The sequence below is a fragment of the Plantactinospora solaniradicis genome (assembly GCF_042658085.1).
GTDB classification, from domain to species: domain Bacteria; phylum Actinomycetota; class Actinomycetes; order Mycobacteriales; family Micromonosporaceae; genus Plantactinospora; species Plantactinospora solaniradicis.
Map to the genome: position 1 here is coordinate 1 of NZ_JBHSPR010000105.1, position 14412 is coordinate 14412.

General features: G+C 70.6%; 9 protein-coding genes and 1 tRNA gene. 8 read left to right on the plus strand and 2 right to left on the minus strand.

Going from position 1 to position 14412, the window contains the following annotated elements; all coding sequences use genetic code 11:
- The 5 genes from ACFP2T_RS47075 to ACFP2T_RS47095 form a co-directional block, all read left to right on the plus strand.
- The coding region (locus ACFP2T_RS47075; protein ID WP_377434367.1) for a hypothetical protein at positions 1 to 235 on the plus strand (235 nt) is incomplete at its 5' end.
- Positions 236 to 521: 286 nt separating this feature from the next.
- Positions 522 to 594: transfer RNA gene (locus ACFP2T_RS47080), tRNA-Lys, on the plus strand.
- 831 nt (positions 595 to 1425) lie between these two features.
- Positions 1426 to 3603 carry a hypothetical protein gene (locus ACFP2T_RS47085; RefSeq protein ID WP_377434369.1) on the plus strand — a complete coding sequence of 726 codons (2178 nt, stop codon included), beginning with the start codon at positions 1426 to 1428 and terminating at the stop codon, positions 3601 to 3603.
- Positions 3600 to 5843 carry a glycosyltransferase gene (locus ACFP2T_RS47090; RefSeq protein ID WP_377434371.1) on the plus strand — a complete coding sequence of 748 codons (2244 nt, stop codon included), beginning with the start codon at positions 3600 to 3602 and terminating at the stop codon, positions 5841 to 5843. Before ACFP2T_RS47085 ends, ACFP2T_RS47090 begins: the two co-directional genes overlap by 4 nt.
- Before the next feature lie 109 nt (positions 5844 to 5952).
- Entirely contained in the window at positions 5953 to 7212 is a 1260-nt protein-coding gene (locus ACFP2T_RS47095; RefSeq protein ID WP_377434374.1) for a nucleotide sugar dehydrogenase, read from the plus strand.
- Positions 7213 to 7254: 42 nt separating this feature from the next.
- Here ACFP2T_RS47095 and ACFP2T_RS47100 read toward each other — a convergent pair whose 3' ends face one another.
- Both ACFP2T_RS47100 and wecB read right to left on the minus strand, forming a co-directional pair.
- A complete protein-coding gene (locus ACFP2T_RS47100; RefSeq protein ID WP_377434377.1) occupies positions 7255 to 8136 on the minus strand; it encodes a methyltransferase domain-containing protein in 882 nt (293 codons plus the stop codon).
- Positions 8137 to 8246: 110 nt separating this feature from the next.
- Complete coding sequence (gene wecB, locus ACFP2T_RS47105; RefSeq protein WP_377434380.1) at positions 8247 to 9329, minus strand: non-hydrolyzing UDP-N-acetylglucosamine 2-epimerase; 1083 nt, start codon at positions 9327 to 9329, stop codon at positions 8247 to 8249.
- Between the two features lie 182 nt (positions 9330 to 9511).
- Here wecB and ACFP2T_RS47110 point away from each other — a divergent pair, with 182 nt between their 5' ends.
- From ACFP2T_RS47110 to ACFP2T_RS47120, 3 genes are all read left to right on the plus strand, one after another.
- Positions 9512 to 9946, plus strand: a complete 435-nt coding sequence (locus tag ACFP2T_RS47110) for a Fur family transcriptional regulator (protein WP_377434383.1) — start codon at positions 9512 to 9514, stop codon at positions 9944 to 9946.
- A gap of 34 nt (positions 9947 to 9980) precedes the next feature.
- Entirely contained in the window at positions 9981 to 12212 is a 2232-nt protein-coding gene (gene katG, locus ACFP2T_RS47115; protein ID WP_377434386.1) for a catalase/peroxidase HPI, read from the plus strand.
- A 73-nt stretch (positions 12213 to 12285) separates the two neighbouring features.
- Positions 12286 to 14379, plus strand: a complete 2094-nt coding sequence (locus ACFP2T_RS47120; RefSeq protein WP_377434389.1) for a hypothetical protein — start codon at positions 12286 to 12288, stop codon at positions 14377 to 14379.
- Positions 14380 to 14412 lie beyond the last annotated feature (33 nt).

A 14412-nucleotide genomic window follows, 5' to 3' on the forward strand; every position in this document is an offset into this window, starting at 1 on the left:
ACCGCCTGGAGCCATCTACAACCCACCGCTTGACACCAAAGAACCTGGGATGTCTGCCGCCGACCGTGCGCGCATGCGCCTGCAGGGGGTAACCGAGCGTAGCAGGATGGAGTGCTCCGCCTGGGTGACGAAGATGATGTCGGGCCCGGCCATCCTGGGCACCGTCGTCACGTGGATCTTTGTACGTAGCCGCGTACCAATCTATGCATTCGGGCCTGTACGCGGTGTGGCGTGAAGAGGCGGCGGACCGGCGTTTGCGGAGATGACTGCGGCCCGCCGCCGGCCGGAACCCTACCGCCCCCTCTCCGTGTGCCGCGGTGACCGTTGCCTTCCTGTCATGTGGTCAGCCGCCCGCAGTCCCGCTAGCTGACCTCGGGAAGCTGGTACAGCCTTGGACTACGCCACACCCAGGCCCCCGGCCACCGGCACGGCCGGAGCCGTACCGTGGCCGCGACCGGGCCGCCGCCGCGACAGATACCCCCGGGACGTACGGTGAGCGATCCGGTAGCCTTGCAGAACACGGGCTGCTAGCTCAATTGGCAGAGCAGCGGACTTTTAATCCGCGGGTTCTGGGTTCGAGTCCCAGGCGGCCCACAACTGGTTCGCGGGGGCACCGCACATTGCGACGGCTACTTTAAGTGGTGGCGGAACACGCTTTGTCTCTTTCGATTCAGTTCAGGGTTACTTTCCGTGTTCGGTGTGGTGTTCGCCCGCTCTGACCTCTACCTACCGCCGATCGGCCGCGACTCGGTTCGAGACGTCCGTGCCAGGGCTGAGCGTGCACCGATCGCCTTCGGTGCGCTGGACGCTCTTGCGGCGGACCCGGGCGGCGAAGAGCCCGTCCTGGAACAGGATCTGACGTTCTGCGGGGCGTACGCCCATCCGGAGCCGGCCGGCCGCACCGGGTCGGACCCCCGATCCCCGTCGCTCCGGCGCCGCGCGGCTCCGGCCCACGCCTGGCGGGCCCACCATCGGGACCCGTGGGCTCTGGACATCGATGCGTCGCCCCGCCCTGTCCGGTGCCGCCCGTCGCGGCGGTCGCCGGCGTCGTGGCCGGGATGCCCGGCAGGAACGGTCGGGTGACCGCGCTCACCTGGGCCGCTGCTCGTCGCCTCGGTCTCGCGCCATGATTCGCGTCACTCTCCGGCAGGGCCGGGGCTCCGGCGCCTGTCGGCGGGCCCCACGGCGCCGCTCTTCGGAGCGGTAGCGGCCCCACCGTAAGGAGGCTATGGTTGCGTCGCGTCGTCGAGGGGCGGGTCCGGCGGGGATCCCGACCGCTCGGGATGGTCCGGTGTCGGGTGGAGTATGTCGTGCTGATGCCTTGGGGTAGCGACCCGAGCGAGCGGACCGATGCTTGTACGATCGCAGAGGCCTTACGACGGTTGGCCCCGACCCCACGCCCAGAGAGCCGCGCGAGGAGCGACCTTGACCAGGCTACGTGACGTAGTTGAACTGCGCCTGTCCCGCACCAAGCGCGTACTCGATCTGAGCGGCGGCGGCTGGGTCGCCGGGTTCCTGCACCTGCCGGACGGCGTCGAGATGATCTCGATCCGCCCCGACGAACTCGCCGGCGCTGTCCAACCCGGCGACCTGGTGGTGGACGCCGCGCCGGTGCAGAGCGGCGAGGACGGCCTACTCGTGTACCTGCGCACCATCGCGAGCCGATTGGTGCCGGGCGCGACAGCCGTCCTTATGACGCGGAACGCGGCAGCGGATCTTCCGCTCGAGCCGATCGAGCGGGTCATGGGGTTCGCCGGGTGCCAGCTGCTCGAGATCGCCGAACTGGCCTATCCGGAGTGGCCCGCCGCGATGGTGCTGGTCGGCGGTGGAGCGGACCCGGGCGAGAAGGCCCCGGTGGTCGCCGTGCGCGGATCGCTCGCCCGCGCGTCCACCGCGGTTCACGACGTCGCCGACAAATCCGACGAAGCTAATGCCGCGCGGTTGAGGGCCCAGATCGACGAGCGAGACCTGACGATCGCCCGCCTGAATCGAGAGACCCGGAACCTCCGGTCGTCGGTGCGACTCCAGCTCGGCGCGGCTCTGATCGAGGCGGCGCAGAAACCGTTGTCGGTTCCCCGCCTCCCCGTCCAGCTCGTGCGGATCTGGCGGGACCGCGACACGGGCACCAGGACCGGACCGACGACAACGGTCGCCCGGGCCCGCACGGTCGATGCCGTCGCGAGCGAGGACAACCAACTCCTCGGCTGGTCGAACGAGCCCACGGACCGCACGGTTCTCCCGGAGATCTTCGGCGTCGTGACCAACCCGGCCGCCGAGATGCTGTCCCGGCACAGCGTGCTGCGCCGGCTGGTGCCGCACGAGGCGCGGGTCGCGCTCGAGCGTGGCCTGCCGGACCTCGTGCTGATCCAGGCCAGCGCGTTGCTCGCGCCGTCGGCCTGGGGCCACACCGGTACGCCCGGCGGTGCCGTTTCCTACATGCGCGCGCTGTACGACATGGCCGTCCTCGCCAGCTCGCACGACGTGCCCGTGGTGGTCTGGCAGGACGTCCGCCTGTCCATGACGCCCGCGCTCGCCGACCTGACCCGCCGGGCCGACCTGGTCATCGGTGACGGCGCGAGCTCCGGCGCCGAGTTCTCGTGGTCGCCCGGCGTATCGCTGGCGGCGTTCCACCCGACCGACAAGCACGCGAACGACAGGGTGCTCGTGCTCGCCGAACGCCGCGCGGGCGCCAGCGTCGAGGCCCGGATCCGGCGCGAACTCGACCGGGCCCAGATCTCCGCGGTGCAGCAGCTCTGGTCGCCGGGCCTGGCCGACGCCATCCGTTCACACGGGGTGGCGCTGTTGTCGCCGTCCGGCAGCGGCCGCTCCACCTCGGTCAGCGACCTGACCCTCGCGTCGATCGCCTCGGGCGGCCGGATCCTGTCCGGCCCGAACGACCGGCTGCTGGGCGAGTTCCCGTCGGCCGTCGTGCCGGTCAACGACCCGGAGGCGGCCGTGGGCGCCGCGCGGGAGATCCTGGCGATGCCGGAGCTGTCGGCGGTCGAGCGCCGGCTCAACCTGCGGCGCATCTTCGAGTACGAGTCGACCCCCGTCCGGCTCGGCTGGCTCGCCGCCGCGCTCTCGCTACGGCCCGACCCGCTGGCGGAGCGCCGGGTCACCGTCGTGATCGAAGGCGCGACCGAGCGGGAGAACGCCGCGGCGATCGACAACGTGCTGAGTCAGACCCACCCACCGGCCCGGATCGTGGTGACCGGCGACAAGGTGCCCGACCGGGCGCTCGACGAAGCTCGTGCGCTGGGCGTCGAGGTCGCCGTCGTGCACTCGCACCGGTCGTGGCCGGCGATCGCCGAAGCCACCGACTCGGCCTGGACGCTGATGTGGCCCGGTACCGGCGCCACCACGCCGCGCGGCCTGACGCACGACCTCCTGGCCGCGGCGGAGAGCATCCGGGCGGACGTCGTGGGCGCCGGAGCCGGCCTGCCCACCGAGACGTACGGGCGTTTCGTCGAGACGCTGCCGCTCGAAGCATCGCTGATCCGGCGTGAGCACCTTCCGCAGCTCGGTTCGAGCACCGATCTGCGCGCCCTCGCCGAGCGGGGACTGCGACTGTTCGCCGTTAACGACGCGGGGAGTGACCGATGAAGTCGACGGGTATTCGCGCGCTGGTCTACGGCCACGCCGACATGAATCTCATCGACGGCTCCGCCGTCTGGGTGCAGAGCGCCACCCAGGTGTTCTCCGGCGCCGGCTGCGACGTCACGCTGCTGTTGAAGGCCCGCGTCACCACCGAGCGGCTGCTCGAGCCGCTGCTGGCGAACGAGCGTGTGACCATCCGCCGCCCCTGGGAGGAGCGACTCGTCAGCGGGCGCGGCGACAAGGACTCGATGACGCCGGGCGAGGCCGCCGCGGTCATCCGGCAGCTCGACAAGGAGAACTCCTACGATCTCATCATCGTCCGGGGTCTCCAGATCACCAAGGCGCTCGTCGCGGAGGGCCGTTACGCCGGCCGGCTCTGGCCGTACCTCACCGACATCGCGCAGACGTTCGACACGATGAACCAGGACGACATCGACGACCTGCGGCAGATCGTCGAGGCGTCCCGGCTCCTGCTGTGCCAGACCGACGAGCTGCGTTCGTTCCTCGAGACCAACGTCCCGGAGGCCTGCGGCCGGACCACGTGGTTCCCGCCGGTCGTGCCCGAGCGCGGATTCGAGTTGCCGGTCCAGCGGCGGTCCCCGGAGGATCCGTTCCGGCTCGTCTACATGGGCAAGTACGCGCCGGACTGGCTGACGCTCGAGATGACCCGGCTGCCCGCCCGGCTGGCCGAGCGCGGTCACAGCGTCGAGGTCCACATGATCGGCGACAAGATCCACCGGCCGCCGGGCAACCCCGAATACGAGCAGGTCATGCACGACGCGCTGGCCAACACGCCCGGTGTGGTCTGGCACGGCGGTGTCAGCCGCTCGAAGGCGTGGCAGCTCGCGGCGACCTGCGACGTGGGGCTGTCCTGGCGGCACGAACGGCTCGACGAGAGCCTCGAGCTCTCCACCAAACTGCTTGAGTACGGCCAGTTGGGCCTTCCCGTCGTGCTGAACCGCAACCCCATGCACGAGGTGCTGCTGGGCCCGGACTACCCGATGTTCGCGGACAAGACCGACGTGGTCGACGTGCTGGACGCCGCGTTGCGGGACGAAAGCCTCCGGCGGGACGCCGCCCAGCGGTGTGGAGCGACGGTGGAGCCGCACATGCTCGGCCGGGCCATCGAGCGTACGAAGGCCGTGCTCTCGGAAGCCTTTCCCGTGGTTCCCGAGCTGGCGAGCCGGCGTCGTCCGCTGCGCGTGCTCGTCGCCAGCCACGACTTCAAGTTCTTCACCCGGTTGCAGGAACACCTGAGCGCCCTCCCGGGCGTCGAACTCAAGATCGACCGGTGGACCGCGCTCAACGAGCACGACGAGAAGCAGAGCGAGCGGCTGAACAAGTGGGCCGACGTCGTCATCTGCGAGTGGCTCGGCCCGAACGCCGCCTGGTACAGCAAGAACAAGCGGCCCGGCCAGCGGTTGATCGTCCGGCTCCACCGGTTCGAGGTCTACCGCCGCTACCCCCGCAACGTCGTGATCAGCGCGGTCGACCAGGTGGTCTGCGTGAGCCCGCACTACGCCGCGATCACCAGGGAGCGGACGGGCTGGCCGGCCGAGAAGATCGTGGTCATTCCCAACTGGGTCGACCTGGGCCAGCTCGATCGGCCCAAGCTCACCGACTCGGAATACACGCTCGGCTTCATCGGTATCGCGCCGATGGCCCGCAAGCGGCTCGGCCTGGCGCTGGACGTCCTGGCCAACCTGCGGCAGCGGGACCAGCGTTTCCAACTCGCGATCAAGACCAAGATGACGTGGGGCTACCCGTGGATCTGGGCCGAAGAGGTCGAGAAGCAGCTGACCACCGAGGCCCTGCGGCGGATCCATCACGACGAGGCGCTCCGGGGTGCGGTCGTCTTCGACCCGTTCGGCCCGGATGTCGGCAGCTTCCTGCGCCGGGTCGGCTACGTGCTGTCGACCAGCGACGACGAGAGCTTCCACCTCGCGCCGGCCGAGGGCATGGCTTCCGGTGCCGTACCCGCGATCCTGAACTGGCCCGGATCCGACACCATCTACAGCTCGCGGTGGATCCACGAGTCGGTGGAGGACATGGCCCAGTCGATCTGGGACACCACGGCCTCCGGCGAGTGGCACAAGATCGGCCAGGAGGCCCAGGACGAGGTACGCGCCGCGTTCTCGCTGCCGGTCGTCGGCGCCCAGTGGGCGAGCATCCTCACCCGGAACCTCCAGCAGTCGCCCACCACGCTGGCCGTGGGCGCCCCGGTGCGGGCGACGCCCCAGCGGTGATGATTTCTGTGTGTAGTTGCAGCCCGGTAGCATGTCCCCCGCCTCGCTCCTTGTCCCGGTGCCTCACCTCCCGGGCTGAGGCACAACGAGTCGTTCGAAGGAGCTGACTGTGACCGTCGACGTGGCCATCATCGGTCTCGGCTATGTGGGCCTGCCGCTCGCCCAAGCGGCGACCCGGGCGGGGATGTCCGTCATTGGGTTCGATGTCAAGCCGGCGCTGGTGGCTTCCCTCAACGCCGGACGCTCGCACATCGACGATCTGTCCGACGCCGCCGTCGCGGAGATGATCGGCCACGGCTTCCGGGCCACGGCGGACGAAAGCGACATCGCGTCGGCGAAGACCACCGTGATCTGCGTACCGACACCGCTCTCCCAGGACGGCGGTCCCGACCTCGGCGCGGTGACCGCCGCGACGGCCGCCGTCGGCCGGCAGCTCCAGCCGGGGATGCTCGTGGTCCTGGAGTCGACGACCTATCCGGGTACGACCGACGAGGTCGTCCGCCCGCTCCTGGAGAAGTCCGGCCTGGTCGCGGGCACGGACTTCCACCTGGCGTTCTCTCCCGAGCGGATCGACCCCGGGAACGAGAAGTTCGGTGCGCACAACACGCCCAAGGTGGTCGGCGGGCACACGCCGGCCTGCACCGCGCGGGCGGCCGAGTTCTACGGCAGGTTCATCGAGACGGTCGTGACCACGAAGGGCACCCGCGAGGCCGAGACCGCGAAGCTCCTCGAGAACACCTACCGGCACATCAACATCGCACTGGTCAACGAGATGGCGCGGTTCTGCCACCAGCTCGGGATCGACCTGTGGGACGCCATCCGGGCCGCCTCCAGCAAGCCGTTCGGCTTCCAGGCGTTCTATCCGGGGCCCGGCGTCGGTGGGCACTGCATCCCGATCGACCCGAACTACCTCAGCCACAACGTCCGGACCAAGCTCGGCTACCCGTTCCGGTTCGTCGAGCTGGCCGAGGAGATCAACGCGACGATGCCGGCGTACGTGACCCATCGCGCCCAGAACATCCTCAACGAGGGTGGGCTGCCGATGAACGGTTCGCGGGTGCTGTTGCTCGGCGTGACGTACAAGCCCAACATCGCCGACCAGCGCGAGTCGCCGGCGGTCCCGCTGGCCCGCGAGTTCGTGAGCCTCGGCGCGAAGGTGATGTTCCACGACCCGTACGTCACCGAGTGGACCGCGCTGGGCGAGAACGCGCTGCGCGCGGACGACCTCGAAGCCGCCGTGGCCGAGGCCGACCTCGTGGTACTCGTCCAGAACCACTCGACGTACTCGGTCGACCACCTCGCGAGCCTCTCGAAGCGGTTCTTCGACACCCGGGGTGTGGTAACGCACCCCGGCGCCTACCGCCTGTGAAGTGCGGCGTGTCGCGGGGAAGCACCCGCGACACGCCGCACCTCACCGCCGGAAGAGCCGTCGCTTGATTCGGCCGGCCCGTCGGCGAAGCTGCCCGGTCATCGTCGGCTTCGCCCGTTCCGGCGGCTGCGCCGGCGTACCGATGGGCTCCATCGGCAGCAGCAGCGGCGGCTTGCCTTCCGCCTCCGGCGGGCTTGCCGGCAGGCTGCCGGGCTCGGCGGAGGCGCCACCCGGCTTGCGCACCCGGTAGGAGAACTGCCCGGCGTAGTGGAGCTTGCGGAGGTTGACCAGAGCCGGCCGCCGCTTCGTCTCGGCACCCCACTGGTCGGTCTCTATGTTGAGCGGCGATCGCTTGAACCAGGCGCCGTGCTCCTGCCGCTTGCCGAACCAGTGCCGCTGTACGAGCGATATGCCGTCGATACCCGGCCGGATCTCCTCCAGAATCAGGCCCGCGTCCTCGACGATCGTCTTGAAGCCGTACACGGTGTAGTTCCAGAAACTCCACGCGTGATAGGGCTCGAGCTGAGAAGTGCTCCCGATAAAGACGCCGCCCGGGGTGAGTACGCGGTGGATGTCCTTCAGCAAGGCTTCCGGGTGACGGACGTGTTCCATGACCTGATTCGTATAGATGAGGGGAATGGACTCATCGTCGAATGGAAGGTTCACGCCGTCGTAGAGCAGCACCTTCTCGCCCACGATTGTTTTCGCCGGTTCTGATTCGTAAATGTCGACGCCGATCCACTCGGTGCCTGGGCGAATTTCCCGCGTGAGCGCCGCGGACTCGCCGTAGCCGCAACCCAGGTCGACGAGGAGCGACGGTGCGTCCGGTGCGGTCAGCGACTGGCGAAGGTAATAAACCGAGGTCACCTGACGTGAGTGATCGTCAGGGATCCGCTCGCCGATTAGCTTCCAAAGTGAAGTCACCTCGGGATTGTAGGGCCGGCCTCAAGCCTGCGCCATCCCCGCCTCATCAGGGACGCGAGCCGACTGGAGCCGACCGATATCCGAGGTCGGTGACCACGGATGTAATACGTTCAGCGCTCGAGGTGGCCGACCACCACGTCGGCGATACGCTCGCCGGCGTGCCCGTCCCACAGCGGCGGCACCGGCCATGTCTCGGGCCGGCCGGCCGCCAGGCACGTGGCCACCATGCCGGGCAGATTCTCCCGGGTGGCGAGCCGGTTCGTGCCGTGCGTGATCGTCACCGGACGTTCCGTGTTGGGTCGCAGTGTCAGGCACGGAACGCCGAGGATGGTCGTCTCCTCCTGAACTCCGCCCGAGTCGGTGACCACGGCGTCGGCACCACGGACGAGGCCGAGAAATTCGACGTAGCCCAGCGGGTCGAGCACGGTCACGCTCGGGTGGGTGAACAGGCCCGCCGCGGCGAGACCCGCGCGCCCGCGCGGATGCAGCGGGATCACCACCTGGGCCTGGTCGGCGACGGCGTGCATCGCGGCCACGAGCTCGCGGGCGTCCGCCGGATCATCGACGTTGCCGGGCCGGTGCAGTGTCGCCACGATGTATCGGCCCTCGATGCCGTGCTCGGCCCGCGCCTTGGCCGCGTCGAACCGCTTGATGTTGGCCAGCAGCGTGTCGATCATCGGGTTCCCGACCAGATGGATCCGCTCCGCCGCGACCCCCTCGTTGCCGAGATGGGCGATGGCGTCCGCACTGGTCGCCAGCAACAGGTCGGAGAGCCGGTCGGTGACGATGCGGTTGACCTCCTCCGGCATCGTCATGTCGAAGCTGCGCAGCCCCGCCTCGACGTGCGCGAGCGGAATCCGCAGCTTCGACCCCACCAGCGCGGCCGCGACCGTGGAGTTCACGTCCCCGTACACGACGATCATCGCGGGCCGGGATTCCGTCACCAGTTCCTCGACGCCCACCATGATCGCGGCGGTCTGCTTGCCGTGCGTGCCCGAGCCGACCCCGAGGTTGATGTCCGGCCGTGGCAGCCCGAGCTCCTGGAAGAAGACCTCCGACATCCGCTCGTCGTAGTGCTGGCCGGTGTGCACGAGCTTTTGCGGCACGCCCCGCTTGCTCAGCGCCCGCAGGACCGGCGCGGCCTTGGGGAAGTTCGGCCGGGCACCCGTGATGTGCAGCACGTGGGCAGTCATCTCAGCCTCTCGGGGACAACCAGGAAGTGGCTCACAGCATGTCATACCGGCCTCGACGGAAGCTGGCAGCCCGGAAGGCTAGCACGACGGCGGCCCCGGAGCCGTGCACGATCTGGGTCGGCCGGGGTGACGTCCCGCCCATATTCTTGACTGATTCCAGAAAGCTGGCCAGACTTCGGCGCGTGGCCACGACCCTGGACTTCCCGCAGCTGCTGCGCGGGGCCGCGTTGCGCGTGACCCGTCCTCGGGTGGCGGTGCTGAGCGCGGTGTACGCGTATCCGCACGCCGACACGGACTCGATCATCGGTGCCGTGCGCCGGGAGCTTCCCGAGGTGTCCCACCAGGCCGTGTACGACTCACTGCATGCGCTCACGGCCGCGGGGCTGGTCCGGCGCATCCAGCCCTCCGGCTCCGTGGCTCGCTACGAGTCCCGGGTCCGGGACAACCACCACCACGTCGTGTGCCGGTCGTGCGGCCGCATTGCCGACGTCGACTGCGCCGTCGGCGAGGCGCCCTGCCTGACCCCGTCCGACGACAGCGCCTTCTCGATCGACGAGGCCGAGGTCATCTACTGGGGCGTGTGCCCCGACTGCTCCTCCACCACAGGCAATTCCTGAGCCCACTGATCCGCAGAAGCACGGAAGGAATCCGATGACCGAAAACCACGATGCCGTCGTCCATGACGCCGACGCGGGGAGCGAGTCCCGCTGCCCGGTCGCGCACGGACGCGCCCCCCACCCGACCGAGGGCGGCGGCAATCGCGGCTGGTGGCCGAACCAGCTCAACCTGAAGATCCTCGCCAAGAACCCCGCCGTGGCCAACCCGCTCGGTGAGGAGTTCAACTACGGCGAGGCGTTCAAGACTCTCGACCTCGCCGCGGTGAAGCAGGACATCGCGGAGGTCCTGACGACATCGCAGGACTGGTGGCCCGCCGACTACGGCAACTATGCCCCGTTCATGGTCCGGATGGCGTGGCACAGCGCGGGCACCTACCGCATCAGCGACGGCCGCGGCGGTGCCGGCGCCGGACAGCAGCGCTTCGCGCCGCTCAACAGCTGGCCGGACAACGGAAACCTGGACAAGGCCCGCCGCCTGCTGTGGCCGGTCAAGAAGAAGTACGGCAAGAGCCTCTCCTGGGCCGACCTCATGGTCCTCACCGGCAACGTCGCCCTGGAGACGATGGGCTTCAAGACCTTCGGCTTCGCCGGTGGCCGCGCGGACGTATGGGAGCCCGACCAGGACGTCTACTGGGGCCCCGAGACCACCTGGCTCGGTGACGACCGCTACACCGGCGACCGGGAACTCGAGAACCCGCTCGCCGCGGTCCAGATGGGCCTCATCTACGTCAACCCGGAGGGCCCGAACGGCAACCCCGACCCGCTCGCCTCGGCCCGGGACATCCGGGAGACCTTCGCCCGGATGGCGATGAACGACGAGGAGACGGTCGCACTGATCGCCGGGGGTCACACCTTCGGCAAGACCCACGGCGCGGGCCCGACGGACCACGTCGGCGCCGAGCCCGAGGGCGCCCCGATCGAGGAGCAGGGCCTGGGCTGGCGGAACAGCTTCGGCACCGGCAAGGGCGGGGACACGATCACCAGCGGGCTCGAGGGTGCGTTCACGGACACCCCGACCACGTGGGACAACAGGTTCTTCGAGATCCTCTTCGGGTACGAGTGGGAGCTGTCGAAGAGCCCGGCCGGCGCGCACCAGTGGAAGCCGAAGGACGGCGCGGGCGCCGGCACCGTCCCCGACGCGCACGACGCGTCGAAGAGGCACGCCCCGACGATGCTGACCACGGACATCGCGCTCCGGGTCGACCCGGTCTACGAGCAGATCTCGCGGCGCTTCCTGGCGAACCCGGACGAGTTCGCGGACGCCTTCGCCCGGGCGTGGTTCAAGCTGACCCACCGCGACATGGGGCCGGTCGTCCGCTACCTCGGCCCGGAGGTCCCGACCGAGACGCTGCTGTGGCAGGACCCGGTTCCGCCGGTGACGCACCAGCTCGTCGACGCGGAGGACGTCGCCACCCTCAAGGGCCAGATCCTGGCCTCGGGGCTGTCGGTGTCCCAGCTCGTCTCCACCGCGTGGGCGTCGGCATCGACGTTCCGGGGCGGCGACAAGCGCGGCGGCGCCAACGGGGCGCGGATCCGCCTCGAGCCGCAGAGCGGTTGGGAGGTCAACAACCCCGACGAGCTGGCGAGGGTGCTGCACACCCTGGAGGGGATCCAGGAGGCGTTCAACGCTTCCCAGACCGGTGGGAAGAAGATCTCGCTCGCCGACCTGATCGTGCTCGGTGGGTCCGCAGCGGTCGAACTGGCCGCCAGGAACGCCGGCCAGGCCGTCGAGGTGCCCTTCACGCCGGGACGTACGGACGCGTCGCAGGAGCAGACCGACGTGGAGTCCTTCGCCCCGCTCGAGCCGACGGCGGACGGGTTCCGCAACTACCTCGGCAAGGGCCACCGCCTCCCGGCCGAGTTCCTGCTGGTCGACAAGGCGAACCTGCTGACCCTGAGCGCGCCGGAGATGACGGTCCTGGTCGGCGGTCTCCGCGTACTGGGCGCGAACTACCAGCAGTCGCCGCTGGGCGTCTTCACCACGACCCCCGGCTCGCTGACCAACGATTTCTTCGTCAACCTGCTCGACCTGGGTACGACGTGGAAGCCGACGTCCGAGGACGCGAACACCTTCGAGGCCCGTGACCTCGCCACGGGCGAGGTCACCTGGACCGGGAGCCGCGTCGACCTGCTCTTCGGGTCGAACTCGGAGCTGCGCGCGCTCGCCGAGGTCTACGCGAGCGACGACGCGCGGGAGTCGTTCGTGCGCGACTTCGTCGCGGCGTGGGTCAAGGTAATGAACCTCGACCGGTTCGACATCGCGTGATCCCGACGTCCGGGCCGGCCCACGCTGGCCGGTCCGGACGTCCGGGCGAGCGCGGTCTCTATATCGTGGGCCGGTGCTGGACGGGCTCGACGACATCGACTGGGCGTCATACGACGGGGCCTATGGCCCGTGCTCCGAGGCCCCCGACATCCTCCGGGCGATGGCGTCGCCGGACCCGGAGGTGGCCGGCGAGGGCCGGTTCGACTTCGCGTCCAGCATCTGGCATCAGGGCACCGTCTATCCGGTGACGGCGGTGGCGGTGCCGTTCCTGATCGAACTGGCGTCGACGCCCGGCGTCGACAAGCGGGAACACCTGCTGCGGGTGCTCGGTGACCTGTGCGACCCGGACCAGACCGGCGGGAAGGACCAACCCGACGTCCGGGCCGCCGTGGCGGTACACAGCGGACCTCTGATGCCGCTGCTGGTCGACCCCGACCCCCGGATCCGCGAGTGTGCCGCCTATGCGGTGGCCAACTGCGGCCCACACGCGCTTGACGCCTTGCGGGAGCGGTGGACCGCCGAGACCGAGCCGGCCGTCCGGGCTGTCCTGCTGCCCGGGCTCGCCCTGCGCGACCCGGCCGGGTCGGCCGGCCTGTTGCGCTCGGCCGCACGCTCCGAGCCCCTCGCGGTCCGGGCCGCCGCTGCCCTGGCCACCATCCGGGCCGGGCTCTCGCTGCCGCCGGACGTGCTCGGCCCGGTCGCGGAGGCGCTCGGCCACCCGGAGAACGGGGACAACCCGTGGCGACGGCACGACGGACTGCTCGGCGAGATCCTCGCGGCGGTCGACGGCGACACCGCGAGGACTCTGGTCGGCGGCGTGGCGACCGCGAGCGCGTCGCAGGCCCGGGTCAGGGTCGCGGCGGCGTCGGGCGGCCGGTTCAGGCGGTCCCGCGCCGCCCCGACGCAACTGCTGCCGGTGCTGCGGCACCTGTTCACCGACGCCGACCCGGAGGTCCGGATCGCGGCCGTCGACGCCGCCGTGCTGGCCGGCGAGGCCGCCGCGACCGTGGCCACCGAGCTGGCGGCGATCGCCCTGTCGGGAGCCGCCGCCGAGGGCCGTGATCGGGACGGGGCGGCCACCGCGCTGGGCGTGCTGGTCCGGCTCGACGATCCGGGCCACCGGGCCGCACTGCTGGCGACCTGGGAGTCCGGCCGGGACCCGTGGGCGGTCGCGCTGTTCGACGCGTACCCGATCTCCTTCGACCCCGCCGTCCTCGCGGCCGTACGCCACCGGCTGGCTGTCCTCGGCGGATCCGGCTCGACCCGGCCGGACGGCGCCGGCCCGTCGACCTCGTTCGCCGCCCTGACGCCCGAGAATGTCGCCTGCCGCCTCGTGCAGCTGCTGGGGGCCTGGGGTCCGGCCGCCGCCGACGCGGTGGACGAGATCACCGCCGTCCTTCCGCTGGCCGAGGGGGTCGTCCCGGGCGCACTCGCGGACCTCGGACCGGCCGCGCTGCCGACCGTGCCGCTGCTGCGGGAACGGGCCGAGACCGGCGACGTCCGGTCGGGGCACGCGGTCCTGCGGCTCACCGGCGACGCCGGCCCGCTGGTCGCGGCGGCCTCGATCCGGCTGGCCCGGCAGCCCCGGTACGTCGCCTGGGAGCTGCGCCTGGTCGCCGACGCCGGAACGGCCGCCGCGCCGCTGCTGCCCGTACTGCAGCCGTGGCTGACCGGTACGACGAAACCGCTGCACGACCATCGGTACGACCAGGTCGCCGCCGCGCAGGTGGCGTGGCGGGCGACCGGCGACCCCGGTCTCGTGCTGCCGACGCTGCGGGCGGTACTCCGAGCCGGAGCCGCCCCGACGGGCGTCGCCGCCTCCTGCCTCGCGGACATCGACGCGGGGGCCGAACTCGCACCGGAGCTGTGGAAGGTCCTCCGCCGGGGCGACCGGCTCGGGCGGGTCGGCACCGCCAGAGCACTGTGGCGGTTCGGGGCGGCTGTCGACGATCTGACCGGCCCGCTCCTGGACGTCGTCGCCGATCCGGTCACGGACGACGGCGCCGTCGAACTCCTGGTGGAGATGGGCGCGACCGGCGCCGTGCCGGGGCTGGCCGACCTCGCGGAGCGCGACGAGCGGGTGGTCACCGCGGGGTTTCCCGATCCGGTGTGGTCGGACGACCGCCTGCGGCACCGGCTCCGTGCGGCGGTCTCCGCGCTGAGCTGAGCCGACGAACCACCGGGCCGGGGAACTGACGCG

Bases quoted from the DNA above. Each gene is read 5' to 3' on its own strand.
- ACFP2T_RS47090 (WP_377434371.1), top strand. From the start codon at position 3,600: ATGAAGTCGACGGGTATTCGCGCGCTGGTCTACGGCCACGCCGACATG.
- wecB (WP_377434380.1), bottom strand. From the start codon at position 9,329: ATGACTGCCCACGTGCTGCACATCACGGGTGCCCGGCCGAACTTCCCC.
- katG (WP_377434386.1), top strand. From the start codon at position 9,981: ATGACCGAAAACCACGATGCCGTCGTCCATGACGCCGACGCGGGGAGC.